Origin of the sequence: Actinotignum schaalii (assembly GCF_028864145.1) — a bacterium.
Taxonomy (GTDB): Bacteria; Actinomycetota; Actinomycetes; order Actinomycetales; family Actinomycetaceae; genus Actinotignum; species Actinotignum schaalii_B.
This window is the reverse complement of the sequence record NZ_JARBHJ010000009.1, coordinates 1-25,209: the sequence shown is the minus strand read 5'-3', so window position 1 is coordinate 25,209 and position 25,209 is coordinate 1. Positions and strand designations below refer to the sequence as shown.

Genomic DNA, 25,209 nt, shown 5'->3' with positions numbered 1-25,209 from the left:
ATGCCGGGTATACCCGGCTGATTAATAGTTGAGCCACACGGGACATTTAGTCATACCACCACGGTGAGAACCGCGTGCCACCCGTTCTTCATCACGAGCGGAGCGCGAGGTTTTCGATCCTGACCGGTAACCCCATCGAAGAGGTTCACGATGTCGGCAACGATCAAAGCGCTGTTATCGGCGCTCGCGGGGCTCGCGTCCGCATTTTTCGCGGCGGCGACGGCCCGCCCGTATACCCCGCCCGGGAGCGTCGCCCAGCTCACCGGGATTCTCACCGTGGGCGTATGCATCGTTGCGTGCCTGGCGTGCGCGCGGCTCACCCTCTGCTATTGCGCGGTTGCGCGTTTTGCACGCGGGAAGGACGACGCCGTCACCCGCCTCGCCCGCCGCATCGGCGGACGCCGTTTCCACGCGGCTCTCACCAGCACCCTCGCCACGACGCTGGTGGCCGTACCCGGAGCATGGGCAGCAGAGCCAGATTCTAGTAGCGTTATTGATATTGGCTGGGGCGGTGATTATTCTGCTCTTCTCACCTCGTCGTCTCCGCCCAGGCCAGATCCCACCCGGCTTTTCCGTGTAAACCCTGATGAATTGCTCGGTGATATCTCATATCGAGATGCGGAAGGTAGTTACTATCTGCACCCACCTATACCATCCGCTACGTCTCCTTCGACCGCCCCTCATGAACCAGGTGAGCCAGGCGAAGCGATGGAACCGGGTGCACCTAGCAATGTTGCCACCAATTCTTCCCCCTCAACCTCCTTGGATCGCCTGGCTGAACCGGCTCACCTTGACCAAGCGGACAATCCGGGTAGCGTTCTCGCCGAATCGCCACGTTCACCAACGCCGAGCACGCCCACCCTCTCTACAACCGATATTTCAGATCTAGCCGCCCCTATCTTCACCCCGGAACTTCAACCTCCCGAAGGGCCACGGACAGCACCTGCGCCGGCCTATATTGTTCAGCCCGGGGACACTCTCTGGGATATCGCCGCTACTGACCTCGGTGCGGGCGCGAGCGATGCGGATATCCTCAGCTACGTACACGCCATCACCACGGCAAATACCATCGAGAATAGCGACCTTATTTATCCTGGCGAGCACTTCATTCTTCCGTCCACGCGCGAATAAAAGAAACGCCTTGTCACCCCGCATCCAGCTTTACCACCAATCCAGCTTGCCTCGGTCACCGAGGCATATCCCCTATCCCACGCTCTCAAGGAGACGATATGTCCACTGCCCCACATACCGAAAATACCCCCGGTGCTACCGAAACGACGGAGCCCCCGCACCCCGAGCCGTCACCCATATCCAGTGCTGCGGGTCAGGATCTGCCACCTCCTGAGGACGTCGCATCGGAAGGCCAGTCGCGTTCGGGTTCCCGCCACGAGGCGGAGGAAGCGGAAACAATTCGGGTATCTCGGCTCCCACCTGCACCACCTCCCGTCTATGCGCAACCAGAGACTGATGACATTGTCGCCTCTTTCGATCAGGTGCAACTCGCGGAAGTAACGCAATACCGGGCGGTCACCCGCCACCCGCCTTTCTCGCGCGCGCCCCACGAGGAAAACACCTGCGTAGCGGAGAACCCGCCGCCGACCGCCGACGAGCCCCAGATAATCTCCGGTGACCTTCTCGATGCACAAGCCGCCACCGACGCGGATCCCACCGATGGGATGTCACCCGGAAATGATATTGTGCGTGCCGATACCAGCGGACCTACCGATGACATTGAGATCATCGATAGCGGTCACAGCGCCACTAACCTCGAGACCGCGCCGAGCGAGTCCGAACTGCACCAATGGAACCGGCTCGCACTATCGGCCACACCCTACCGGGATATTTGGCGTGAGGACATGGCCACCCTCGATGACCCGCTTCCGCCCGGAATCCGAGCACCGCACCGCTTCGCCGCCGGAATAATTACCTATTCCTTTGAGGTACTGTTGGGCCACCGCGCTCCCGGATATGTGCGCCCACACCTTGTCCCGGAGGTTTTCGCGGCGCTGGTGCGCCGGGCCGGCCTGGCTATGCGCATTAAGGGGAAAGCGCCCTGGCCCGGGGATCTGCGGATTTCCACGCTCAAAATAACGCATCCGCGCCCGCGCGTAGCCGAGGTGATCGCCTGCGTATCTTCGGGCGAGCGAAACCATGCAGTTGCGATGCGCTTGGAATTCCTCCGGGGAAGATGGATCGTCGTCGCACTTGAAATTGGGTAAACGGAACGTAAGGATAAAAGAACGCGAGCCCGGACCTATTAAACATAAGCGCCGGCCGGTCACGTAACTATCACGCACGTGACCGGCCGGCACCCCGTATGTCTGCCGCTAACGGCTTACCGCCTAGCGGCGCCGCTTCTTATTCTGCTTCGCCGCGGCGCGGCGCTGCGCCCGGTTACCGCCACCGGCACCCCCCGCACGGCCTCGACCGCCGCGCGAACTGCCGCGCGAGCCGGTAGTTTCCGTCTCCCCGGAGCCGTCCTTCGCCGCCGAGGAATACGAAACGTTCTGCTGGCGCTTCGGCTGCTTAATCCCGAGCGACTCCGCGGTCACGCGCTGGCCGGACGCACCTTCAGCACCCTCACCCACCGCGGCCTGCAAAGCACGCTGCTTTTCCGCTAGCAGCTGGCGCTGCTGCTCCTGGGCAGCACGCAGAGCCTGCTGGGAAGCGGCCACCTGCTGAGCACTCCCCGCCCCGCTGGTGTGAATCGCCACCCCCGGGCCGGCCATGCCCGCCGCGGTATTCCCCGCAACAGTCACCGGGCCACTCGCCTGGGCTTCAGCTTCCAGACGCGCTGCACGTTCGGAAGGAAGCTCGAACTTGAAGAGGTACCGGACGGTTTCCGACATGATATTGTCGTTCATCGCCTGGAACATGCGGTAGCCCTCGTCCTTGTATTCAACGAGCGGATCACGCTGCGCCATGGCGCGCAAGCCGATACCTTCCTTGAGGTAATCCATTTCGTAGAGGTGCTCGCGCCACTTGCGATCCAGCACGGACAGCACGATCTGGCGTTCCAGTTCGCGCATATTTTCCTCGCCGACTTCCGCTTCGCGCTCCTCGTAATGGGCGTGAATATCATCGGTGAGTTCACGCTTAAGCGCGGTACGATCCAGCTGGGAAGGCCCCCCGATCTCATCGAGGTATTCCTCCGCGGTGAAACCGGGAGTGTAGTAGCCCTTGAGGTCCGTCCACAGCGCGGAAAGATCCCACGCTTCCTCATTATCATCGGCGGTGTGAGCACTGACCACGTCATCCACCACGAAGTCGAGGAAGCCCTGCACCATGGACTCCATATTCTCACCCTCGAGGATGGAACGCCGCTCGGTGTACACCACGGTACGCTGGTCGTTCATAACGTCGTCGTACTTGAGGACGTTCTTACGCATTTCCGCGTTCCGCGCCTCATTTTCGGTTTGAGCCCGCGAAACGTTCTTCGACATCTGCTTCGTTTCGATAGGAGCATCGTCGTCCATGGCGTAGCTGAGCATCCGCCCGGCCATACCCTGGCCCCACAGGCGCAGCAAGTCATCTTCCAGGGAAAGATAGAAGCGGGATTCACCCGGATCGCCCTGGCGGCCACTACGCCCGCGCAGCTGGTTATCAATACGCCGGGATTCGTGCCGCTCCGAACCGAGCACGTACAGGCCGCCCAATTCGGCCACTTCTTCGTGTTCGGCCTTGACGGCCTCCTGCTGGCGCGCCAGTTCTTCCGGCCAGGCAGCCTCGTATTCCTCCGGAGTTTCTTCCGGGTCCAACCCCCGGGCCGCGAGCGCATCCACCGCGCGGTGTTCGGGGTTGCCACCTAGCATAATGTCGGTACCGCGACCGGCCATATTGGTGGCCACCGTGACCGCACCCTTACGCCCGGCTTCGGCCACCACGCGCGCTTCCCGTTCGTGCTGCTTCGCGTTGAGAACCTGATGTTGAATGCCTTCGCGCGCGAGCAAATCGGAGAGCTCTTCAGAAGCTTCCACCGAGGCGGTACCTACCAGGACAGGCTGGCCTTTTTCGTGGCGCTCCACAATATCTTCCACAACCGCGCGCAGCTTGGCAGCGCGCGTGGGATAAATAAGATCCTGTTCGTCCTTGCGGATCATCGGCTTATTCGTGGGAATAGGGACGACGCCGAGCTTATACGTCGAGGCGAATTCCTCGGCTTCGGTTTCTGCCGTACCCGTCATGCCCGAAAGCTTGTTGTACAGGCGGAAATAGTTCTGGAGGGTGATCGTGGCCAGAGTCTGGTTCTCTGCCTTGATCTCCACGCCTTCCTTCGCTTCAATCGCCTGGTGCATGCCTTCGTTATAACGCCGCCCGGGCAGCACGCGCCCGGTGTGTTCGTCCACGATAAGCACTTCGCCGTTGAGCACCACGTAATCGCGGTCCCGTTCGAAAAGCTCCTTGGCCTTAATTGCATTATTCAGGTAGCCGATGAGCGGAGTATTGAGGGATTCATACAGGTTATCGATACCCAGGGCATCTTCCACCTTGTCAATTCCCGCTTCGAGCACACCCACGGTGCGCTTCTTCTCATCTACTTCGTAATCGGTATCGCGCCGCATCCGCAGCACCAAGCGCGCGAATTCGCGATACCACTTATTGGCATCACCTTCGGCCGGGCCGGAAATAATCAGCGGGGTGCGCGCTTCGTCAATAAGAATGGAGTCAACTTCGTCAACGATGACGAAATTATGCCCACGCTGCACCAGCTCACTGGTACGCCAGGCCATATTGTCACGCAGATAATCGAAACCAAATTCGTTATTGGTTCCGTAGGTGATATCCGCATTGTATTGCTCGCGGCGCTGTTCGGGAGTTTGCCCGGTGAGAATACAGCCGGTGGTTACCCCGAGGAAACGGTAGACACGCCCCATGAGTTCCGACTGATAGGAGGCAAGGTAATCATTAACCGTGACTACGTGCACGCCTTCACCGGTGAGCGAATTGAGGTAGGCGGGCATAGTTGCCACAAGCGTTTTACCTTCACCGGTTTTCATTTCGGCAATATTGCCCAGGTGGAGGGCCGCCCCGCCCATAACCTGTACGTCATAGGGACGCTGGCCGATAGTCCGCACCGCAGCTTCGCGCACCGTGGCAAAAGCTTCGGGGAGAATGGCATCGAGGGTTTCTCCCTCTTTCAGGCGCTCCTTGAAGCTATCGGTTTGCGCGCGCAACTCCTCATCACTCATCGCCGAGATATCACTTTCGAGCGCATTGACCTGCGCGGTGATGTTCTTCAGCTTCTTCAGCGTGCGGCCTTCGCCGGCGCGAAGGATACGATCAATCAAGCGTGCCACTTCGTCGAGCTCCTTACCGTGGGCATACGGATGCAATTGTACGGGGTAGAAGCGCGCCCCGCCCCACCTCTTTCACCATTAGCTTTGCGTTCTTCATTACGCTCAGTTTTTCACCAGCTCGGCAAAGCCGGCCGCCTAGACCGTACGGTCCACCACCGAGCGGGCATATTGCGTTAGAGCTTCCCGTACCGCCGTGTTCTCCAGGTCAGCGATAGCCGCCACGGCCCGCGCCGCCCATTCCTCGGCGAGCACCCGGGTTTCTTCCATAACCGAATGATTCCGCAAAGCTTCGAGCACGGTATCAAGGCGCTGCCCGGCAAGCTCTCCGCGGTCCAATTCCGCCAAGATCGCTCGGCCGTCGTCGTCCAATCCCCCCGCGGCGGCGCGTTCCCGCAACAAAATAGTGGGCATGGTATCCACCGATTCGCGCAGGTCCGTGCCCTGTTCTTTACCGGTTTCTTCGGAAACAACATCGATATAGTCATCGGCGATCTGGAAGGCGATCCCCACGTTTTCGCCAAATTCTTGCACCCGAGCAGCAACTGGGGCGTACTCGGTCTCCCGGTTCCCGGCCGCGGCAAAAACGCCTTCACGTGCTGAGGCGGCAATAAGCGACCCGGTTTTCCCGGCAAGAACCTCCAGGTAGTGCGCCCGTGGGGACACTCCGTGCGTGCGCCCCACGGTTTCCAGCAGCTGCCCGGTACACAGGCGCCGGAAGGTTTCCGCGTAATCCTTAACCGCCCGCGCTCCCAGGTCCGCCATCATGGACGAAGCGCGCGAAAATAGAATATCTCCGGCCATAATCGCCGCGGAATTACCGTAATTGCGATGCGCGGCCGGAACCCCGCGCCGCAGCGGAGCTTCATCCATAACGTCATCGTGGTAAAGCGAGGCCAGATGCGTGAGCTCCATTGCCACCGCCACGTGCTCGACCCGCTCGGATTCCGGCTCCGGGCCCAGATACCCGCAGAGCAACGCCAAGGCCGGCCGCATCCGCTTTCCGCCCGCCTCGGCAAGATACGTGGTGATCGGGTCCACGCGCAGGTCACCAAAATGCGTGGCCGCGTCCAGCTTTTTTTCGACGACGCCGAGCCGCTCCCCCACGCGGGTGAGTAGCTCTTCGACAGTCAGGTCTTTCACGATAGCCAATCCTAGCTTTCCGATAGTGCGCCGGTCCGCGGCCCGGTGCCTCAGTGCGCCGCCGGCAGGGTAGCGCGGTGCAGCGCAACGATCCCGTTGCACATATTACGGTATTCAACGTCGCGCCACCCGGCTTCGTGCAGCCAGCCGGCCAGAGTGCGTTGATCAGGCCAGTCAATAATCGACTCCATGAGATAGGCGTAGGCCGGACCATCCGAGGAGGCCAGGGCCGCCACCCGCGGGAGCACGTGGCGCAGATAGCCGTGATAGAGGGCGCGGAAAGGCGCGCAGGACGGCGTGGAAAATTCCGCAATAACCACGTGCCCACCCGGGCGCGTCACGCGAGCCATTTCTTCAAGGGCGCGCTGGGGATCGTGAATATTACGGAGGCCGTAGGAAATAGTCACGGCGTCGAACGTATTATTCGCGAAGGGAAGATCGCAGGCATCGGCCTGCACAAAACGCAGATCAGGATGGCGCAGGCGCGCAACCTCGAGCATCCCATCCGAAAAATCGGCGCCCACCACACGCGCCCCCACCCGGGCAAAATGCTCGGTGGAGGTACCGGTTCCGCAGGCCAGGTCGAGGATCTCCATCCCCTCCTCGATGCGCAGAGCTTCGGTGACGTAGCGGCGCCACAACCGCACCTGCCCGAAACTGAGGAGGTCATTGCTCAGGTCGTAGCGCGGGGCGACCTGGTCGAACATCCCGGCGACGGCGCGCGGATCTTTGCTGAGTTGTGCACGTGCAGACATGCCCTCTATTCAACCAGCTTGGGCGCATTTGGCAAGAGTGGAATCCCGGCCGGGTGTACATCCGCGGGAAATCCCCGGCTTCGACGGACGCCCCGAGGGACTTCAAACCGGCCATTTTCCGTCAGGTCGGGACTAGACTGAAAAAGAAGTCACGAATCGAGGAGTCGTTATGTCCCTGCCCACGCCCATGCCAGCGATGACCCCGCCTCTGCTGGCCGATGTGCGCCGCGATTTTGGCGCCCGTACCTGGATTGTGGCTCTGTTGAGCCCCGTGATCGCGGTGGTGGTCACCTTCCTTATCACGCTTTTCTTCGCCTGGCTCGGCTTGCGCGGCATGAGCGGTCTCGATATGGGCGGGGTGAACCTCGCCGAAGTACTCACCGCCCCGAAGTGGGCGGCCCTTACTTTGCTGCTAGCCCTGGGCGGCACCGCGCGAGTAGTGGCGGAACCGAGTCTTTTTGATATGAGTTTCTTCGTTCCGGCTCTCACCCTCACCCTCCTCATCGGTCTCATCATCTACTTCCTCAACCAGTGGGTGGGCCGGGGCAAGCGAAATTCCACCCTGCTGGTGTGGATTCCGGCCTGGGTATCGGCCGGGGTACTGGCGGCAATCGGCGCCGGGCTGGCCGCGTTCATGCGGGTGGATCTGAGCCCGGGCGGTGCCTTCATGGGCCAACCGATTCCGCCGCTTGCTTTACAGGCCAGCCCCCTTTTCACGGCGCTCACCTGCCTCCCGCTCGGACTTTTCGCCGCGGGCTTCGGGCGCATGACCACGGTGAAATCCACCCCGCGTAACCGTTTCACCCTCACGGCTGCGTCCTCTATTCCCACCTACGCGCACGCGGTACGCCTAGCCTTCACCGCTTTTATCCTGGTGAGCTGCATTTCCGCTCTCGCTTTTGGAATTGACCTCATGGTCCGCCAGGACGCGAGTATCGAGTGGCTCCTCGTGGCCTTCCCCTTCTTCCTCACCACCGGAGTTGTGACCATGTTCGGGGCGGTGGGTGCCTCCTTCGCTGCGATGTATGATGCCACCGGCTTGGGAATGGGCCCGAATGCCCAGGGTGATACCACGCTACTGCTCTGGGAACACCTGGCTACCGTGCCCGCCATCATCGCGCTCATCTCCATGATTCTCGCTCTGGTGTGGACGGCCTACCGCTGGGGCCGTTCACGTGATCCGCGCATGGAATTCGGGGCTATTGCCTGGACGGTGATGCCTTTCGGATTCGGGGCAACCACCGCGGTTATCTGGGGTATCGCCCGCGGTTCGGCCAAGATGACAGCGCAGGGAATGGAACTGGCCAGTGCCAGTTACGACCTGCACTGGTACCTCATTTTCATCGGGATCGGCCTGGGCCTCGTGGTGGAAGCTTTCTCGCGATTGTTCCGCACCCTCCCGCCCGAAACGATGGCGACGGGGTACCTCACCCCGCACGCCTCGGATATCCCACATCATCCTTCCGTGCCCGGAGCCCCGGACGGCGTGGCTTTACACCCGGAGTATCCCGCGTAATCCCTCGCGGTGAGGGTGATGCGCTCAAGGGGTTCCTCTCGATAGAATAAGCGGCCGTGGCAACTGTTACTGATTGGCTCGAAGGTGCGCGCGTTCGCACCCTTCCCGCGAGTGTTTCCCCCGTGATCGCCGGGGCTGGAATCGCGCTGTGGGAAGGGACGCTATACGGCCCGATTCTTGCCTTGGCTTTCGTTCTCGCTCTGCTCTTGCAGATCGGCGTGAATTTTGCGAACGACTATTCCGACGGGATCCGCGGCACTGATGATCACCGCACCGGCCCGCCCCGCCTCACGGGTGGCGGAACGGTACGCCCGGGGGTGGTGCTCGCGGTGGCCCTCACCTGCTTTGCCCTCGCGGCGCTCGTGGGTCTCATCATTATTGCCTGGTGCGGGCAGTGGTGGCTGATCGGAGTGGGCGTGGCAGCACTGCTAGCCGCCTGGTTCTATACCGGCGGGCGCCACCCCTACGGATATATGGGCCTGGGCGAAGTTTTTGTTTTCATTTTCTTCGGTCTGGTAGCTACCGCCGGCACCGTCTATATCCAGGGAGGTACGGTGCCCTGGCAAGCCTGGGTTGCCGCTAGCGCCGTTGGCCTCATTGCCTGCGCCATCCTCATGGCCAATAATATTCGCGATATTCCCACCGACGCCGTCACCGGGAAACATACCCTCGCGGTGCGCTTGGGCGATACCTGGGCACGGCGCGTCTATGTTGTGATGCTCGCGGTGGCGATGGGATGCGGCGTCGTTCTGGCTTTGGCGCCGAGCACCCACCAGGCCTCCCTCCTCCTTTATCTACCCGCCTTCGCTATTGCTTTCCGCAATAGCTGGCGGATGCTGAGCCGCGGTCCTTCCCGCGCGCAGGGGCGGGGTCTCATCCCGGTGCTAAAAACCACCGGCATTACCGAGCTCGCTTTCGCGTTGGCGGTCCTGGTGTCTTTCTGGGCCAGTTCGCTCTTGGTCTAGGCGGCTGTAGCCTCCGGTGCGAACGACTAAGATGGTGGCATGGCCCGAGTAATTATGGCACTTCTTGCCATCAGCATCTGGATTTACGGCATCATTGACGTCATCCGCACAGACACCACCCGCATGCCCGGCCGACTGCGTAAGCCGGCATGGCTCGCCCTCACGGTTCTGGTGCCGGTTCTCGGGTCACTGCTATGGATCGCTTTTTCTTTCCCGGTCAAGTTCCCGCAGCAAAATATCTCACTCGGTTCTTTTGGGCGGGGTCGCTCCTCTTCGCAGCGGCGCCGTCGCCCCGTTGCACCCGACGACGATCCGGACTTCCTGTCCCGCTTGGACGCGGAAAACCGTTTCCGCGAATGGGAACGGCAACAGCGTGAGAACGACGCCGCATCGAACTCCCCCACCGCGGGTGAGTCTCACGGAACAAGCAAGCCCGAAGCGACCGGAAAGCACCCGGATAATCCCGAGGATTCTGAGGGTTCTGAAGGGTCGCAACCCACGCGGCCCGCGCAGGACTAGCCGCCGCGCGGAACCGCGCGGCACACGCTTCCGTTAGCGTCTAGCCACCGTAACTCCCGCGGAGTTCCAGATCAGTCTCCGCGGTTTTCATCAGCCGCGGAGATCCCCGGCGTGATATCGCGTGCCCGGGCCAGGAGTTCAGCCGCGGGTTCGGCATAATCCACCGCCACCAAACTGGTGCCCTGGAATGTTAACGAGGTCACCGAACACAGCGCGCACTGGCGCCGGCGCGGGTCGTGGGCGAGGGAGCGCCCCTCCACGAAGGAGCGCAGCGTCCAAATTGGAAGCTGATGGGACACAAGTACCGCTTCGCCGCCGCGCGCTGCTGCGAGCCCGCTGCGCACCGCATTCGTCATACGCGCTGCGATATCCGTATATGGCTCACCCCAGGAGGGCCGGAAGGGGTTGATGTACCACGGCCAGAATTTCGGGGAGGCCAAGATCCACCGATTCCGGTTGACGTTGATGCCCTCGAAATTATTGCCCGCTTCGATGAGATTGGCGTCGGTGCTAATCTCGAGGTCGAAGAGGTGCGCGGTAGGTGTGGCAGTTTCAATAGCCCGTTCGAGCGGAGAGGATATCACCGCGCGGACATCATGCCCGCGAAAGAAATCCCGAACGCTGCCGGCCATCTCCCGGCCCAGATCGGTGAGGTGAAAACCGGGTTGGCGGCCGTAAAGTTCGCCGCTGGGGTTATCCACCTCTCCGTGGCGGACCAGGTGAACAACTGTTACGTCAATCATGATGCCAGTCTACGGCACCGGGAGCTGCCGGCCGGACAAAGCTAAGTTCCCTGGGGGAGCTCACTCCGACCGGCGTGCCCGAACGTCTACCAAATATCCGCGGGGTTACCCACGAGGCGGGCACACAGCTCGCCCATCTTGAGAAAGTCATCGTGACCGAGTTTGTCCACGAGGTGAGCGCGAACTGACATGACGTGGGTGACGGCCGCCTTCTCGAGCAGCGCGAAACCAGCATCGGTGAGAGTGCAATCCACCCCGCGCCGGTCATGCGCGTTGGCGGAACGGGCTACCAAGCCGCGCGCCTCGAGGCGGCGGACGGTGTGGGTGAGCCGCGAGCGGGAATGTACCATCACATCAGCGAGAGTCGACATCCGCATGCAGCGATTTTCCGCCTCGGAGAGACGGGCGAGAACGTCATATTCGTTCAATGACAAATTGTAATTGACCATGAGTGCGTGATTAAGCGCCTCTGCGGTCACGGCTGTCGCGCGCAGATACGCGCGCCAGGCAAATTGTTCCTCTTCAGAAAGCCAGCGAACTTCCGCGGCCATGAGATTCTTCCCTTCGTCAGGCACGATGTCACGTCGTGACATTAACGGCAACTCACACGGGACGTGCGAGTCTTCATTACGTCGTTGCGCCCGCGCCGGACGCAACGCACCCGGCTTCCACCGGGTGAACGATGACGCCACTTCTCCTCATTTTCCCACGTGGGAACGCTGGGGCGAAAGGCCTTAAGCGGTGCTGTTTCACGGTGCCGCACCCGGCATCTGCATGCCTGTGCAACACCGCAAACCATAGCATCATGTGAAGTATACCTTTGTACGAACATAACTCAGAGTTACATTCTCTTTTTAAGAAAGGCGAGCCTTACCTCAATAGTCATATTGATATGTATCTTTGCTCGAATTGTCAAGGTTCATCCGGGCAATACCTCATAAATATGTGAGCACTTTCACTTACCGATTTTCTACGGTATCGCCGTACCAAAACAAAAAGGCCCGGACATCCGGGCCCTTCCGCACGCGGGGAACTACTTCTTGTTCCGACGCTGGTGGCGAGTTTTACGCAGCAGCTTACGATGCTTTTTCTTCGACATACGCTTGCGGCGCTTCTTAATAACGGAACCCACAGGCACCTCCAAAACTAGATCGCGGGGAATCGCCCCGATGGAACATCACAGTATCTTACCGGCCCGCGCCCGCCTATGCGTAGCGCGTGAATCAGAACACGGTTAAATTCACAACCGCTCCGGACCGCCACCGTTTCGGGTAACGACGCCGTACCGGCCGCGCGCCGAACTATTCCCCCACCACGCGCTGTTGCGGGGCGCTATTTCCGGACAGGAGCGCTTCGACGGCGCTGGCGGGTACCCGGTAGGAACTTCCCACCCGCACGGCCGGCAGATCGCCGGCGTGAACCATGCGATAGACGGTCATCTTCGAGACACGCGTCAATTCAGCCACTTCCGCGACGGTGTAAAACTGCGGAGACGAAGGCATCTGCATCTGGTTCATCCCATCATCCTGGAGTAATTTTTTGCCACATCGGCAACAGCTACAGCAAGGATATCCCATATTCTCAGCGTTCACAGCTTTTTAACCATGATCTTGACGGCAGGGGAATATACTACGGAACAGGTACGCGGCGCTTTTCTTGGCCGCAGCCGGTAGCTCGAGGACCCGGAGGACGCCCATGGCAGCACACCCTGAGGTGGCATCCGCACGCCTGAGCTGGCGTGATCGCCTGGCGGCTGCGGGTGGGCGCGTGGATCGAGTGGCGCGGGATCGGCCAGCTCGTTTGGCTCTGTTGATCTTCGCGCTCATTATTTTGCTTCTCACCGCCGCACTGTCTTTGCCCTTGGCTACCACCACGGGAAAGAGCGCTCCTTTTATTGATGCGCTCTTTACCGCGACGTCCTCCGTATGTGTGACCGGTTTGGTGACGGTTGATACCGCCACGTATTGGTCGGTTTGGGGACAGCTTTTCATTTCTTTCGGGCTCATTGTGGGTGGCTTGGGCGTCATGACACTCGCCTCGATTCTGGGGCGGGCGGTTTCGAGACACGTGGGGCTCACCCAACGCATGCTCACCGCGGAAGAAAATCAATCGAGCCTGGGCGAAGTGGGTACGCTGCTGCGCGCGGTTATTATTGTGGCCTCGACGGCGCAGGCCATCTTATTCCTGGCCCTCCTCCCCTTCTTCTTGCGTAATGGCGAGGCCCTCCTTCACGCTCTCTCGCATTCCTATTTCATGGCAGTCTCCATCTTTAATAACGGCGGCTTCGTGATCATGCCCGAGGGCGTGAGCCCGTATGTGGGTCAGTGGGCGCTGACTATCCCGATTATTTTGGGGACTGTTGCCGGGGCCATTGGCTTCCCGGTGGTCTTGGATATGTGGCGTCATCGTGCCCGCCCGCGCAAATGGTCTGTGACCACGAAAATCACGCTGGTGACCTATATCAGCTTGGCGGTGCTCGGCGCGGTTTTCCTGGCGGTCCTGGAATGGAATAACCCGAATACCCTGGGCAATCTGGCGGTAGCCGATAAAATCAACGCCGCGCTCACACTTTCGGTAGATGCGCGTTCCACGGGCTTGACCACAATCGATGTGGGGGCAATGGGTGAAACGTCGTGGATTCTCCTGGACTCCCTCATGTTTATCGGTGGCGGTTCAGCTTCTGCGGCAGGCGGCATTAAGGTAACGACTTTCGCGGTGCTTTTGCTGGCCATTCGCGCCGAGGCGCGGGGTGATCGCGATACGGAAGCTTTCGGTAAGCGTATCCCTGCCGAGGTGTTGCGCCTGGCTATCGCAGCGACCTTCGCCGGCGGGATCATGGTGGTGACCGGTTCGGTGGCACTGCTTCAGCTGACGAATTTCACCTTCTCCGAGATTCTGGTTGAGGTGATTTCAGCTTTCGCTACCTGCGGTTTAAGCACCGGGATCACCGGGGCACTGCCGGCGAGCGCGAAGTTTGTGCTGGTGCTCCTCATGTTCTTTGGGCGCACGGGCACGATGACGCTCGCGGCCGCTTTGGCGCTACGGTCACGACGCCGCACCATCCGGCTGCCCGAGGAACGACCGATTATTGGCTGAGCTGGTACGCCGCTAATCCCAGAATTTACCTACGCGAGCCACGGTGTTTCGTGCCGGCTGCGCCGCCGTCGTTCCTAAAAATACTGCGCAAAGAAGAGATGAACATAAGCACCGCGACCACTATGGCCGGGGCAATGGCATTCGGGGTTGCCGGCGGGAAAATGTGGTTGAGAAGGGTGACCGTCAGATAAGCAACCCCGCCGCCAATCGCGGCCACTACGAGCGCATTGATAAGGCCTAGCGCAAGCGCGCGCCAATCCTTCATAACATCCCCTACCTACCCGGGCCGATAACCGGCGGATGCCTTTATCCTAAACCGTGCGAAGTTCCCATCACGAGTGTTCCCGTGACAAACCTTCATCTTTTACATCGAGATATTTCACGTACCACGAGATACTGTTCCATAATGACCTACCTTTCTTCGATATCGGTTGAGTATGTTTACGCAGGGTTGCTGCATGACTCTATGGTGACACGGGCTTACGACAAGAATTTTGACGCGGAGCGTTAGACTACGAGCCAGAGATATTGTGACCGGAGAAAGGGCGGCTATGCCGGATACGCGCGATGAACAAGCCATCCTCGTGGTGGGGCTGGGGCGTTTTTCGACCGCTATCGCCACCACGCTCGATGATTTGGGGCGTGACGTGCTCGTCGTCGAAAAGAATCCCGATACCGCGCAGCGCTGGAGCCACCGCCTGCGGGTGGTGGAAGGTGACGCCACCAGCATGGAGGTGCTCGACCAGGTGGGCGCCGGGGATTTCACCGTGGCCGTGGTGGGCGTGGGGACCTCGTTGGAGGCCTCCGTGCTGGTGACCGCGAACCTGGTTGACCTGGGGATTCCGCAGATTTGGGCGAAAGCGGTTTCGCGTGCGCACGGGCGGATTTTGCGACGCATCGGCGCGCACCACGTTATTTATCCGGAGTACGACGCCGGAACGCGCGTGGCACATATGGTCTCAGGCCGAATGCTCGACTATATCGAGATGGAGGACGGCTTCTCCATCGTGAAAATGCGGCCGCCGCGGGAAATTCGCGGCTTCACCATCGCAAAATCGCGTATTCGCGAGCGTTTCGGGGTGCGGATTATCGGGGTGAAGGCCCCGAACCAACCCTTCGAGTACGCCACCGAGGACACCCTCATCGGGGCCGATGACACGATTATTGTGTCTGGCGATACCGAGTTGCTGGAGGAGTTCGCCAACAGGCAGGGCTGGATTCCTGCGGTGGGTTCAGCTCGGTAGCGATTTTTATGTCGGAGGCCCCCTCTAGGATGGAGGCATGGCAAAACAACCGGCAACCGTGTACGAATGCAGCGAGTGTGGGTGGTCCACCGGCAAATGGATGGGCCGCTGCGCGCGGTGCGGCTCGTGGGGCACGCTTGAGCAGCAGAGTCCGGCCGCGCCCTCAGCAGCTCCGGCCGCGTTAGCCCCTACCTCACCGGCGCAACCTATTACCTCCGTGCCGGCTACCGCCGCGCAAAAAATCCCTACCGGGGTATCTGAATTGGATCGGGTACTCGGGGGTGGTTTAGTTCCCGGGGCAGTGGTATTGCTCGCCGGGGAACCGGGAGTGGGGAAATCTACCTTGCTCTTGGATGTGGCGGCGAAGGCCGCGCGCGCTGCTGCGGGCGCGGGGCGGGCGCCGGTTCTCTATATCTCCGGGGAGGAATCCGCATCCCAAGTGCGCCTGCGCGGGGAACGCATCGGGGCGATGGATGAACATCTGCTTCTTGCCTCGGAAAGTGATATCGGGCGAGCTCTGGGGCATATTGAGAATGCCCGGCCTTCCCTGCTTATCGTGGACTCGGTGCAAACCTTGGCCGATGCGGAGGTAGCTGGAACGGCCGGTGGCCCGGCGCAGGTGCGGGCCGTCACCGCGGCGCTCGTGAGCGTGGCCAAAACGCACGGCCTACCGGTGGTGTTGGTCGGGCACGTCACGAAAGATGGCTCCATTGCCGGGCCTCGCGTTCTGGAACATCTGGTTGATGTGGTGTGCCAGTTTGAAGGGGATAAACACTCGCGGCTGCGCCTGGTACGCGCGGTGAAGAACCGCTACGGCGCTACCGATGAAGTGGGGTGTTTTGAACTCACCGAAAATGGAATTGTGGGGCTTCCCGATCCGTCCGGGTTGTTCCTCTCCGCCCGTGATCACACGGTGCCCGGCACCTGCGTATCCATGACTCTCGAAGGGCGGCGGCCCATGCCGGTGGAAGTACAGGGGCTGGTGGTACCTGCTTCCGGGCGGCCGCAGCGCACCAATTCCGGGGTGCTCTCCGCACGGGTGGCCATGATGGTCGCGGTACTCCAGTCACGCCTGGGCTTGAGTTTGGATCAGAAAGATATTTTTGTGTCCACGGTGGGTGGGGCGCAGGCCAGTGAACCGGCTGCGGATGCCGCTATTGCCTTGGCGCTGGCCTCGGCCTACGTGGATCTGCCACTCGCCCCCGGAGTGATCGCCATCGGGGAAGTTGCCCTAACCGGAGAGCTCCGCCCGGTTACCGGGCTCCCCCAACGCCTCAACGAAGCCGCACGGCTCGGTTTCACCCTCGCGATTGTGCCCGAACGCACTGATAGCTCGAAACTACCCGAGGGGATTCGGGTGCAGCGCTGCGCGGATATACGCCAGGCCCTGGAATCGGTGCTCCCCACCGAATAGGAGGTAGCCACCGCACATAGGCAGTAGAGCAACCGGCAGGATCTGGCTAGCTAGCTGGTTAGCTAGTTAGTTTGCAGCTTCAGAATCACCCTCCGGGGCAGGTGCCTCGGCGCCTTCTCCGTTACCAGTTTCCGGAGCGGGTGCCGTTCCTTGAGGATCACCTTGCGCGCCTTCCGCACCGTTCGCAGCGGGATTCGCCTCCGTGCTAGGAGCCGGGCTGGCGTCCGTACTCGCTTCAGAACCGGCCTCATCATTCGGACGAGCGGGTTGCGCCCCGCCCCCGGTCATCAGCTCAAAAACCGCGGTCGCGGGAGAAGCTGCGCCGTCGGCAAAAATAGCTTCCGCCTTGTACGTGCCCGGCGTAGATAGCGAACCCGAGCTACCGCACCCGGCGCCCTCGTTCCCGCCCGGCCACGTCACCGTGGTCACGGCATCCATCCCACGATCCAGCAGCAAACGCCGGTGTTCCTCCCCGGCCCGGCAGGCCGCGGTATTCGCCACCTGGTGCCCGCCGGAAGTAATCGACACATTAAGGTTGCCCCACCCGGCATCCACATAACACGGATTCGTGGTCGACTTATTCGTCAGCTCCACGGAGAAAGACACCGGAGCTCCCGCACCGCGTTCATTATTCGTCACCCGCATCCGCAGCATATCCGGAGTGCAGGCCACCGGCTCATAAAAAGCCGTCGGAACCGCAGCCTGAGCTTCCGCATGTTCCTGAGAGCGCGAAGCCGCGAACCTAAACGTCACAACCGCACCAATAACCACCGCGAGCGCAGCGAAAATCCACAACCAATGCTTCGGCTCCAAACGGGCGAGAATCGTAGCCTTTTCCCGGACCTGCCTCTGCTGCCGCGATCCGGCCGGCAACGTACGACGCCGCCGGGTAGGTGCCGGGCGTTCCCGGCTAGTGCGCTGCCCGGCACGCGCCTGCCCAGCGCGTTCCCGGGGCGCGCGCTCCCGGGAAGTACGTTCCCGCGCACGACGCTCCCGAATTTCCCGCTCTTGACCCGCTCGTGCTTGGCCCGCCCGCTCCCGATTGACGCGCTCCCGGTTTACGTGATCCCGGGGGTTTCGCCGCTGCCGGCTTACACCCTGCTGAGCTGACCTTTGTTGCCCGCCGCGCTTCTGATCACCGCGCGACTGCCCGGTACGTACTTCGCCAGCGCGCTGCCGAGCTGCCGGCATGCCCGCCCGGTTGCTGCGCTGCCCGCGCTCCGATGCTGCCGAAGGGGCTGCGCGACGCTCCGAGCCGCGCTCTTTTCCGCGAACCGGGCGCTCACGCTGGCTTTCCCCACGCTTCACGCGCGCGGCTCGCCCAACCTGATCCTCGCGCCGCTCGCGGCCACGCCGCGGCGCACCACCCGTAGGCCGCTTATGCGCGCGGCGCTCTCCGCCCGTTTCTTTCACGGATCCACGGTACCAAAACGTGCATATTCCCCGCGTTTCCGGCACACTACAGATAATGCTCAAGAATCTTTTAACGTGGTACGACGGCGCAGCGCGGCCACTACCGTGGCGCGCGCCCGGTACCTCCCCGTGGGCGATTCTCGTATGCGAAGTCATGAGCCAACAAACCCCCGTCGCCCGGGTGGAACCCGCCTGGCGAGCCTGGCTGGACCGCTGGCCCACCCCCGCTGACCTGGCCGCAGCCGCACCCGCTGATGTTCTTATCATGTGGGACCGGCTTGGTTACCCGCGCCGAGCCCTACGCCTGCGCGAATGCGCTATCACCCTGGTGGAACGGCACGGCGGCCAGGTCCCGCGCACCCGCGAGGAACTCCTCGCCCTGCCCGGCATCGGCCCCTATACAGCGGACGCCCTCCTCGCCTTCGCATTCCAGCAGCGCTCGGTTGTGCTCGATACGAATATTCGCCGGGTGCTTGCTCGGGTGTACGACGGCGTTGCTCTGCCGCCCGCCCATCAAACAATCCGGGAACGTACCCGAGCCGATGCGCTTGTTCCCGTGGATGGCCCGGGCGCGGCACGCTGGAACGCAGCTCTGATGGAGCTGGGCGCCCTGGTGTGCACGGCGCGCGAACCGGCCTGTTCGGGCTGCCCGCTGCGCGCAGAATGCCGCTGGGTAGCCGCCGGGAAACCGCAAAATGCCGCCCCGCGCACCGCCCAGAAATTCACCGGGACCCAGCGGGAAGCACGCGGAAAAATCATGGCTGTCTTGCGCAGGCGCCGCGGCGGATGCGCCCGCCCGGACTTACTGCGCGCTAGTCACCTGAGTGAAGAGCGATTCGCTCCCGCCCTCGCTTCCCTCCTCGAAGACGGGCTCGCCCAGGAAAGCGAAAATCGCTACCACCTACCGATCGCTGAGGATGCGGCCACCGGAAGCGCCAGAGTCGGAGGAGTGGCCAGGGGCGCCGAAGTCGAAGGTGCTGCCGGAACGATCCAGCACCTCAGCTAAAAATGCTGCGGTATCCGCGATGACGCGGTCAGCTTCGGGAAGAAGCCGCACCCGCTGGAGAAAAGCGTGCATCACCCCGGGGATAACCTCGAGGCGTACGCGCACCCCGCTCGTCTCGAGATGCGCGGCAAGGGCCTGGGTATCAGCCACCAGCGGATCACAGTCCCCCACCGCAAGAAAAACGGGCGGGCTTCCGTGCAGCTCAGTGCGCAGCAGCGCGGTATCCAGGGCCGTGGCCCGCTCGGTGGGCGAAGAAAAGTAGAGGGAGTCATAGTAGGCACGATCCGCTGGGCTCATCCCATCGGCAGCGCTTGTACTATCCGGCGATACGGTCTCCGCGGATGCCGACACGGTCACGGGCACGCCATATTCGCCGTAGTACAAAACGAGCGCGGCTATCCGCTCAGCAGCCAGCCTCCGGGCCGCGGTCCGGGACGTCTCCGTGCCCACGGTATCCGCGCGCTCCGTTCTTTCGCCGGCTCCGTCCTGGCCCGCCCGCCGAGCTAGCCGCCACCAGGTTCCCAGGCTCAAGGTTGCCCCGCAAGAATCCCCCGCCAGCACGATAGGACACTCGGGATATCGCCGCGCCAGCTCTATGACCACATCCTCACATTCTTCAGATATGCGCGGGTAGCGTGCCTTGGGTGCCAGGGTGTAGTCCACGCTCACCACCGCGGCGTCGGTAGCTGCGGCAAGCTCGCGTATGAGGCGGTCATGGGTGGCCGGGCTGCCCACACAGTAACTCCCGCCGTGTAGATACACGATAATGGGCCGGGTGGCGCCCGCCGGGAACTGCGCCGTCGTACCTAATTTTACGGGCGAAAGCGCACCGCATTCCGCAGGCCAGGTAGCCTGACCGGGCGAATAGACCCGCACCGCGACCGCGCCGTGCCGGGTTGGAAGCGTATCCGCGCGCCACGCAATGTCCGGGCCGCCCTCATTCCACCAGCGGTGCTCGGCTTCGTAGCGCGCCTGCATCGCGGTGGGTTCCCCGTGCCCGCAATGCGGGAGAGCCAGCCGCGCATCTTGCGCCAGCGCCGCACGCATCGCGGCGGATAATCTCACGTCCGAGCTAGCCATAAGGTCATCATAAAGGCAGCTCCCGCCCCGGTACGATAAAGGAATGCCATGTAGCCCCGCGCTGCTCGCCGTGCCGAGCCCGCTTTCCGCCGTTCTCACCGATTCCACGCTCCTCACCAGCACCACCTTCACGCCCGTGCCCGATGCGGTCGGCGGGCAGCTGTGGCTTTCCGCCCTCCTGGCGGCGCTCCCACTCCTGGTGTTCTTCGTGCTCCTGGGAGTATTCTCCATCGCCACCCACTGGTGCTCCCTTATTTCCCTCGGCCTGGCATTGATCATTGCCGTCACCGGTTTCGGGATGCCAGTTGATCTGGCAGGGCTCTCCGCACTCCAAGGAGCGGCATTCGGGCTCTTCCCCATTTGCTACATCGTGATTATGGCTGTCTGGCTGTATAACCTCACCGAGAGCTCGGGGCGCAGCAAAGACGTCCAAGCGGTTTTCGCGGCGCTGGGGCGCGGGGATATGCGAGTGCAAACCATCCTCATCGGTTTTATTTTCTGCGGCCTCATTGAAGGGCTGGCCGGTTTTGGCGCGCCGGTAGCCATTAGCTGCGCCATGCTACTTGCCATTGGCTTGCCCCCGGTCAAGGCCGCGTTGGCCACCATGGTAGGCAACGGCATCAACGTGGCCCTGGGCGCCATGGGCATCCCTCTCACCACCGTGGCCCGCATGGGAGGGGTGGCCGATCCCATGGACGTAGCCGCGGTAGCCGGGCGTATTATCCCCGTGGTGGCCGTGGGAGTTCCCCTCCTCCTCGTTTTTATCGTGGACGGCAAACGCGGCGTAAAAGACACCTGGCCGGTGGCCCTCACCGCCGGAATCGGCATGGTGGCCGGGCACGTAATCGCCTCGAATTTCATTTCTCACGAACTCATTGCCGTGATCGCCTCCCTCCTCTCCTTCGCACTTACCGCCGTGCTCCTCACCCGCTGGCGCCCGGCCCGCACCCCGGCCGAATTCGCCAGCGCCCCGGCGCGCGAGAAAATCTCCGCCAGCCGGGTTTTCCTGGGCCTGTTCCCCTACCTGCTGGTTGTGGTGGTCCTCGCGGTCACGAAATTATGGCGGGTCACCGTACCGGGAACGGCAAACCCCGCCGGCCCGAGCGGTGCCGGCAGCACCGGCGCCCCGCGCCGTATCGAATTCCTGGCCCAAACCGATATCAGCTTCGGTTGGCCCGGCCTGCACGGGCACCTGGTGGACCAGGCCGGTAACGCTCTTTCTACCACCACCTTTACGTTCAACTGGCTCTCCTCCCCGGGGACGATGCTTTTCCTCACCGGAATGGTGGTCACCGCGGTGTACGCGCGGTGTTCCTCCGGCGGGCGTTACCCCTATTCTTTCCGCACCGGCCTGGCCACCCTGGGTGCCACCGTTGCGAACCTGGCCGTGACCGTGGGAACGATTGCCACCATTATGGCCCTCGCCTACGTCATGAATTTCTCCGGTCAAACCCAGGCCATCGGCGCGTTCATGGCCCTGGCCGGCACCGCTTTCGCGGCGCTCTCCGCGCTCCTCGGCTGGATCGGCACCGCGGTGACCGGCTCGGCCACGTCCTCGGCCGCGCTCTTCGGGAACCTGCAAGCCACTGCGGCGGCCGGGGCCGGTATTGACCCGAATCTCCTCCTGGCCGCCAACCAGCTCGGGGGCGGGCTCGGGAAAATCGTTAGCCCGCAAAACCTCGCGATTGCGGCCACCGCGGTACGTGCCCCGGGCAGCGAACCGGAGCTACTGCGCCGCGGCGCTACCTATTCCCTCGGCTTGCTCGCCGTGCTTACCCTCGTCGTTGTGCTGGCGGCAAGCGGGGTGCTGGGCTTCATCACCGCGTAACACGGACGCGCGAGCGCTGCGGCTAGCCAGCTTGGGCGCGCTGGCCTACGCTGGAGAGCATGGCTTTTGAACAAATTACCGACGTGGTTGCTTTCCACGCCGAAGGTCCGGTGTGGTCGGAGAGCTGGGGCGGGTTGCGTTTCGTGGATATGCTCGCCGGCGATCTGCTTACCCTGCGTAGCGATGGCGGGGTGGATCGCCTGGCCACCGGCTCAAAAATCGCGGCATTTGTACGCCCGCGCGCGGGCGGAGGTTACGTCGTCGCCACCGAACGCGGCCTGGCTCTGGCCGATACCGCCACGGCCACCCCGCGCCCGGCCGCAACCCTGTGGAACAGCCCGGCCTACCGCATGAACGAAGGCACCGCGGACCCGTGGGGCTACCTCTACGCCGGTTCCATGCCCTACACCCGCGATGCCACCACCCGCGGCACCGCGCGCCTCTACCGTATTTCACCCGCTCTCGAGGTCAGCGTAGTTCTGGATACGGTCACCACCTCGAACGGCATCGGTTTTTCGCCTGACCGCACCCGCGCCTATTACATCGACACGTCCACGCGCGCGATTTCTGTTTTTGAGGTCGACGACGCAGGCGGCCTCCACCACCGCAGCGACTTCCACCACGTGGAAGGCGCGAGTCCGGACGGGCTGACCGTGGACAGCGAAGGGAATGTGTGGGTGGCCCTCAACCGGGCCGGAATCATCCGGGTGCTCGATCCGAGCGGCCAGGTCGTGCAGGAGTATCAGCTCCCGGTCACCGGGACCACCGCGGTAACCCTGGGCGGGGAGGACGGCAAGGATGTTTTCGTGACCGTCTCCCGCGAAAATGATGATTCGCGGGGCGCCGGGGCGCTGTGGTGGATGGACGGGCCGGTAGCCGGCCAGCCTACCTTAGCTTTTGCTGGATAACCCCGCCGGTACGCGGAAGCACCGCGCTTTCCTCCACCCGGAGCCGAGCCTGGCGCGCCCGTTGCACAGCACGCAGTGCTTCCCAGGCGCTTTCCTGCCCGAGCAAAACCGCGTCAATCAGCTGATCTTGAGCCTGGGCCACGGCGGTATCCGCCGCGTGGTTAACATCTGCGCGATGGGCAGCAGCGCCGCTGCTCTGAGCGCGGCCCCCTTCAGATTCAACACGGCTAGCAGCAGCGCAGCTAGCCGCGTATAACATGGTGTGGAAAGTGAGTGGGCGGTGGAGTAATTCCAGGCGTTTGGAACCGCAAACTTCCACCAGGGTGTGGAGCACCCGGCTGGGCTGTTCCCCGCGGACCGCGCGCAGCGGGCGCAGGTCCGGATGACCGGTCATAATCCGCGCCAGCGCGAGGGACTCACTAATATCGAGGAGCGCCACGATCTCCGGAATCTCGGAGCTGCTCACGGTAACGACCCGCGGGTGCTTGCGTGCTTCACGCTCCACTAATCCATCCGCGATAAGCGATTCCACCGCGATGCGTGCGGTGGAACGCGCCACCGAATACTCCTCCGCAATCGCGGCTTCGGCCAGGCGCTCCCCCGGCGCGATATTTCCGGAAAGGATGCGTTCGCGCAGGTGGTCGGCCAAATCATCGGCAAGCCGGCGAGCCATAAGCGCTCCTTTCCATCGCGGGATCACGAGCGGGTGAGTACCCGCTCTCGCCTTATCCTAGGTAAACTGACTGTCAGTTTCCACTGTGATTTTACGCCATCGCGTGAGCAAGGTGACGGCGGGTGGGCAAGGTCGCCCGCGCGGGTAACTCGCCTCCAGCTGAGGCACCAGAAGGAGGAATCATGGCCGCCACGCGGTTCCCGCCGGGTCCACCCCCGGCCCCGGATTACTACCGCTGGCGCGCCCATGTCTTCCTCGTTGTCTATATCGGCTATGTATTTGCCTATACCACCCGAAATAACCTCAAAGTGGTCTCCGCTCGCTTCGTGGAGGAAGAAGGCTGGTCCCTCTACCAGGTCGGTTTCGTGCTCAGCGCTTTCACCCTCGCTTACGGTGCCGGGAAAATCATTTTCGGAATGGTGGCGGACCGCGTCTCATTGCGCCGCCTTTTTGGCGGTGCGCTTATTATTTCCGGAATCCTGTGCATCCTCACAGGTATTCCCAGCTCAGCCCGCACTATCGCAAGCCTGACTTTCGCGAACGGGCTGGTGCAATCAGCCCTCGCCCCGGCCGCCCTGGTGCTCCTGGGTGCCTGGTACCCCAATTCTTCGCGCGGTTCGCGAGTGGCGATCTGGAATACTTCCCAGAACCTCGGGGCCGCTCTCCTCCCGCTGCTCGCCGGGGCCTTCACCGGCTGGAGCCTGGCCCGTTTCCATATTTTCCTTATCCCGGGCCTGCTCACTATCGCGGTGGGTATCTGGGCCTACCGCACCGGCGCCGACCGCCCCTGGCGCCAGGGCCTACCCACCCTCACCATGATTTTCGGCCCGGCCGGCACCCCGCAGCTGAGCACCCGCGCGGATGGCTACTGGCCCACGGTGGTGCGGGCAGTGCTCACCAACCGCTGGATCCTCACGCTCGTGGGCATTAATACCCTGCTCTACTGCATCCGCTTCGGCGTGATCAACTGGGTGGTTATTTTCGCCGCAGCCCACACCGCCGGCCGCACCGGGGAAATCGCGCTCGCGGGCGCGGAGCTGGCCGCAATCCCGGCCTCTTTCGCTTTCGGGGCTTATGCGGCACGCCATCCTAACCGGGCTTCCTCCGCCGCTATGAAATCAATGCTGGCCCTGGCCGTGGCGCTCGCAGCCTGGCCCCACCTGGCTTTTAGCAGTTCTTCGGTGGCTGGGGCACTGTTGCTCGGCGCACTCATTTACGGGCCCCAGGTGAGTATTAATATGCTCACCCTCTCCCTGGTTCCCGATAATGTGGCGGGCGCAGCCACCGGGGTGGTGGGGGCGGCGGGCTACCTGGCCGGTGAAACCCTCGCGAATTTCCTTATCCCCCACCTGGTGACCGGCTACGGCTGGACGGTGGCCTACACCAGCCTCGCTCTGACCGCCCTCATCTGCGCGGCAGGATACGCAAGTTTGCGCGGCCCGGAAATGCGCAGCCTGCGGTATTAAGAACGACGACGCAGCTAGATGGCTGCCAGCACACCCGCGGGGGGGGGGCCGCCCCCCGCCCCCCCCCCCCCGCCGCCCCCACAAATAATCTGGTTATAAAAAATAATCAAACAACCCACAACTCCGCCCGCCAACACTACATAAAA

Annotated in this window: 23 protein-coding genes; 12 read left to right on the top strand and 11 right to left on the bottom strand. The window is 62.4% G+C overall.

Going from position 1 to position 25,209, the window contains the following annotated elements:
- The first annotated feature begins 150 nt into the window (after positions 1 to 150).
- Both PWJ82_RS03035 and PWJ82_RS03030 read left to right on the top strand, forming a co-directional pair.
- Positions 151 to 1,131, top strand: coding sequence for a LysM peptidoglycan-binding domain-containing protein (locus PWJ82_RS03035; protein ID WP_274735276.1), 981 nt, complete (start codon positions 151 to 153; stop codon positions 1,129 to 1,131).
- A gap of 98 nt (positions 1,132 to 1,229) precedes the next feature.
- On the top strand, positions 1,230 to 2,219 hold the full coding sequence (locus tag PWJ82_RS03030; protein WP_274735274.1) for an Rv3235 family protein: 990 nt from the start codon (positions 1,230 to 1,232) through the stop codon (positions 2,217 to 2,219).
- Positions 2,220 to 2,342: 123 nt separating this feature from the next.
- Here the strand turns inward: PWJ82_RS03030 and secA are convergent, their stop codons facing one another.
- The 3 genes from secA to ubiE form a co-directional block, all read right to left on the bottom strand.
- The gene (secA, locus tag PWJ82_RS03025; protein ID WP_274735272.1) at positions 2,343 to 5,297 is read right to left on the bottom strand and encodes a preprotein translocase subunit SecA; all 2,955 of its coding nucleotides are present in this window, start codon (positions 5,295 to 5,297) and stop codon (positions 2,343 to 2,345) included.
- Between the two features lie 135 nt (positions 5,298 to 5,432).
- Positions 5,433 to 6,437 carry a polyprenyl synthetase family protein gene (locus PWJ82_RS03020; protein ID WP_274735271.1) on the bottom strand — a complete coding sequence of 335 codons (1,005 nt, stop codon included), beginning with the start codon at positions 6,435 to 6,437 and terminating at the stop codon, positions 5,433 to 5,435.
- Between the two features lie 50 nt (positions 6,438 to 6,487).
- Entirely contained in the window at positions 6,488 to 7,192 is a 705-nt protein-coding gene (gene ubiE, locus PWJ82_RS03015; protein ID WP_274735270.1) for a bifunctional demethylmenaquinone methyltransferase/2-methoxy-6-polyprenyl-1,4-benzoquinol methylase UbiE, read from the bottom strand.
- Positions 7,193 to 7,361: 169 nt separating this feature from the next.
- On the opposite strand from ubiE, the gene PWJ82_RS03010 reads away from it, so the two are divergent.
- Genes PWJ82_RS03010 through PWJ82_RS03000 form a run of 3 tightly spaced genes read left to right on the top strand, consistent with a single transcriptional unit; the run spans position 7,362 to position 10,192 of the window.
- Positions 7,362 to 8,708, top strand: a complete 1,347-nt coding sequence (locus PWJ82_RS03010) for a hypothetical protein (protein ID WP_274735268.1) — start codon at positions 7,362 to 7,364, stop codon at positions 8,706 to 8,708.
- Between the two features lie 56 nt (positions 8,709 to 8,764).
- Entirely contained in the window at positions 8,765 to 9,673 is a 909-nt protein-coding gene (locus tag PWJ82_RS03005; RefSeq protein ID WP_126135908.1) for a 1,4-dihydroxy-2-naphthoate polyprenyltransferase, read from the top strand.
- Positions 9,674 to 9,712: 39 nt separating this feature from the next.
- The gene (locus PWJ82_RS03000) at positions 9,713 to 10,192 is read left to right on the top strand and encodes a PLD nuclease N-terminal domain-containing protein (RefSeq protein WP_274732395.1); all 480 of its coding nucleotides are present in this window, start codon (positions 9,713 to 9,715) and stop codon (positions 10,190 to 10,192) included.
- A gap of 71 nt (positions 10,193 to 10,263) precedes the next feature.
- On the opposite strand, the gene PWJ82_RS02995 is transcribed toward PWJ82_RS03000, so the two are convergent.
- From PWJ82_RS02995 to PWJ82_RS02980, 4 genes are all read right to left on the bottom strand, one after another.
- Complete coding sequence (locus tag PWJ82_RS02995; RefSeq protein ID WP_016441782.1) at positions 10,264 to 10,935, bottom strand: histidine phosphatase family protein; 672 nt, start codon at positions 10,933 to 10,935, stop codon at positions 10,264 to 10,266.
- Positions 10,936 to 11,021: 86 nt separating this feature from the next.
- Entirely contained in the window at positions 11,022 to 11,528 is a 507-nt protein-coding gene (locus tag PWJ82_RS02990; protein ID WP_016441783.1) for a MarR family winged helix-turn-helix transcriptional regulator, read from the bottom strand.
- 440 nt (positions 11,529 to 11,968) lie between these two features.
- A complete protein-coding gene (locus tag PWJ82_RS02985) occupies positions 11,969 to 12,067 on the bottom strand; it encodes a 30S ribosomal protein bS22 (protein WP_005504750.1) in 99 nt (32 codons plus the stop codon).
- Positions 12,068 to 12,236: 169 nt separating this feature from the next.
- Positions 12,237 to 12,443 (bottom strand): helix-turn-helix domain-containing protein, encoded by a 207-nt coding sequence (locus tag PWJ82_RS02980; protein WP_039898405.1) that lies wholly within the window; start codon positions 12,441 to 12,443, stop codon positions 12,237 to 12,239.
- Positions 12,444 to 12,630: 187 nt separating this feature from the next.
- On the opposite strand from PWJ82_RS02980, the gene PWJ82_RS02975 reads away from it, so the two are divergent.
- Positions 12,631 to 14,031, top strand: a complete 1,401-nt coding sequence (locus PWJ82_RS02975; RefSeq protein WP_016441785.1) for a TrkH family potassium uptake protein — start codon at positions 12,631 to 12,633, stop codon at positions 14,029 to 14,031.
- 25 nt (positions 14,032 to 14,056) lie between these two features.
- On the opposite strand, the gene PWJ82_RS02970 is transcribed toward PWJ82_RS02975, so the two are convergent.
- Positions 14,057 to 14,296 carry a hypothetical protein gene (locus PWJ82_RS02970; RefSeq protein ID WP_016441786.1) on the bottom strand — a complete coding sequence of 80 codons (240 nt, stop codon included), beginning with the start codon at positions 14,294 to 14,296 and terminating at the stop codon, positions 14,057 to 14,059.
- Positions 14,297 to 14,582: 286 nt separating this feature from the next.
- Between PWJ82_RS02970 and PWJ82_RS02965 the strand changes: the two genes are divergently transcribed.
- Both PWJ82_RS02965 and radA read left to right on the top strand, forming a co-directional pair.
- A complete protein-coding gene (locus tag PWJ82_RS02965) occupies positions 14,583 to 15,275 on the top strand; it encodes a potassium channel family protein (protein WP_016441787.1) in 693 nt (230 codons plus the stop codon).
- Positions 15,276 to 15,312: 37 nt separating this feature from the next.
- Positions 15,313 to 16,689, top strand: a complete 1,377-nt coding sequence (radA, locus tag PWJ82_RS02960) for a DNA repair protein RadA (RefSeq protein ID WP_016441788.1) — start codon at positions 15,313 to 15,315, stop codon at positions 16,687 to 16,689.
- 66 nt (positions 16,690 to 16,755) lie between these two features.
- On the opposite strand, the gene PWJ82_RS02955 is transcribed toward radA, so the two are convergent.
- The gene (locus PWJ82_RS02955; RefSeq protein WP_274735266.1) at positions 16,756 to 18,102 is read right to left on the bottom strand and encodes a hypothetical protein; all 1,347 of its coding nucleotides are present in this window, start codon (positions 18,100 to 18,102) and stop codon (positions 16,756 to 16,758) included.
- Positions 18,103 to 18,157: 55 nt separating this feature from the next.
- Between PWJ82_RS02955 and PWJ82_RS02950 the strand changes: the two genes are divergently transcribed.
- A complete protein-coding gene (locus PWJ82_RS02950; protein WP_274735264.1) occupies positions 18,158 to 19,108 on the top strand; it encodes an A/G-specific adenine glycosylase in 951 nt (316 codons plus the stop codon).
- Here the strand turns inward: PWJ82_RS02950 and PWJ82_RS02945 are convergent.
- Positions 19,004 to 20,188: an alpha/beta hydrolase fold domain-containing protein gene (locus PWJ82_RS02945; RefSeq protein WP_274735263.1), complete on the bottom strand. Its 1,185-nt coding sequence runs from the start codon at positions 20,186 to 20,188 to the stop codon at positions 19,004 to 19,006. The genes PWJ82_RS02950 and PWJ82_RS02945 overlap by 105 nt on opposite strands.
- 43 nt (positions 20,189 to 20,231) lie before the next feature.
- Between PWJ82_RS02945 and PWJ82_RS02940 the strand changes: the two genes are divergently transcribed.
- Complete coding sequence (locus PWJ82_RS02940) at positions 20,232 to 22,016, top strand: L-lactate permease (RefSeq protein ID WP_274735261.1); 1,785 nt, start codon at positions 20,232 to 20,234, stop codon at positions 22,014 to 22,016.
- Between the two features lie 59 nt (positions 22,017 to 22,075).
- The gene (locus PWJ82_RS02935) at positions 22,076 to 22,924 is read left to right on the top strand and encodes an SMP-30/gluconolactonase/LRE family protein (RefSeq protein WP_274735259.1); all 849 of its coding nucleotides are present in this window, start codon (positions 22,076 to 22,078) and stop codon (positions 22,922 to 22,924) included.
- On the opposite strand, the gene PWJ82_RS02930 is transcribed toward PWJ82_RS02935, so the two are convergent.
- A complete protein-coding gene (locus PWJ82_RS02930) occupies positions 22,902 to 23,597 on the bottom strand; it encodes a GntR family transcriptional regulator (RefSeq protein WP_274735257.1) in 696 nt (231 codons plus the stop codon). The two genes, PWJ82_RS02935 and PWJ82_RS02930, sit on opposite strands and share 23 nt — an antisense overlap.
- Positions 23,598 to 23,779: 182 nt before the next feature.
- On the opposite strand from PWJ82_RS02930, the gene PWJ82_RS02925 reads away from it, so the two are divergent.
- A complete protein-coding gene (locus tag PWJ82_RS02925; RefSeq protein ID WP_274735256.1) occupies positions 23,780 to 25,063 on the top strand; it encodes an MFS transporter in 1,284 nt (427 codons plus the stop codon).
- The last annotated feature ends 146 nt before the right edge of the window (positions 25,064 to 25,209 follow it).

Coding starts and splice junctions, on each gene's coding strand:
- PWJ82_RS03035 (WP_274735276.1), top strand. CDS start 151: ATGTCGGCAACGATCAAAGCGCTGTTATCGGCGCTCGCGGGGCTCGCG.
- PWJ82_RS03030 (WP_274735274.1), top strand. CDS start 1,230: ATGTCCACTGCCCCACATACCGAAAATACCCCCGGTGCTACCGAAACG.
- ubiE (WP_274735270.1), bottom strand. CDS start 7,192: ATGTCTGCACGTGCACAACTCAGCAAAGATCCGCGCGCCGTCGCCGGG.
- PWJ82_RS03010 (WP_274735268.1), top strand. CDS start 7,362: ATGTCCCTGCCCACGCCCATGCCAGCGATGACCCCGCCTCTGCTGGCC.
- PWJ82_RS03000 (WP_274732395.1), top strand. CDS start 9,713: ATGGCCCGAGTAATTATGGCACTTCTTGCCATCAGCATCTGGATTTAC.
- PWJ82_RS02995 (WP_016441782.1), bottom strand. CDS start 10,935: ATGATTGACGTAACAGTTGTTCACCTGGTCCGCCACGGAGAGGTGGAT.
- PWJ82_RS02990 (WP_016441783.1), bottom strand. CDS start 11,528: ATGTCACGACGTGACATCGTGCCTGACGAAGGGAAGAATCTCATGGCC.
- PWJ82_RS02980 (WP_039898405.1), bottom strand. CDS start 12,443: ATGCAGATGCCTTCGTCTCCGCAGTTTTACACCGTCGCGGAAGTGGCT.
- PWJ82_RS02975 (WP_016441785.1), top strand. CDS start 12,631: ATGGCAGCACACCCTGAGGTGGCATCCGCACGCCTGAGCTGGCGTGAT.
- PWJ82_RS02970 (WP_016441786.1), bottom strand. CDS start 14,296: ATGAAGGATTGGCGCGCGCTTGCGCTAGGCCTTATCAATGCGCTCGTA.
- PWJ82_RS02965 (WP_016441787.1), top strand. CDS start 14,583: ATGCCGGATACGCGCGATGAACAAGCCATCCTCGTGGTGGGGCTGGGG.
- radA (WP_016441788.1), top strand. CDS start 15,313: ATGGCAAAACAACCGGCAACCGTGTACGAATGCAGCGAGTGTGGGTGG.
- PWJ82_RS02950 (WP_274735264.1), top strand. CDS start 18,158: ATGCTCAAGAATCTTTTAACGTGGTACGACGGCGCAGCGCGGCCACTA.
- PWJ82_RS02945 (WP_274735263.1), bottom strand. CDS start 20,188: ATGGCTAGCTCGGACGTGAGATTATCCGCCGCGATGCGTGCGGCGCTG.
- PWJ82_RS02940 (WP_274735261.1), top strand. CDS start 20,232: ATGCCATGTAGCCCCGCGCTGCTCGCCGTGCCGAGCCCGCTTTCCGCC.
- PWJ82_RS02935 (WP_274735259.1), top strand. CDS start 22,076: ATGGCTTTTGAACAAATTACCGACGTGGTTGCTTTCCACGCCGAAGGT.
- PWJ82_RS02930 (WP_274735257.1), bottom strand. CDS start 23,597: ATGGCTCGCCGGCTTGCCGATGATTTGGCCGACCACCTGCGCGAACGC.
- PWJ82_RS02925 (WP_274735256.1), top strand. CDS start 23,780: ATGGCCGCCACGCGGTTCCCGCCGGGTCCACCCCCGGCCCCGGATTAC.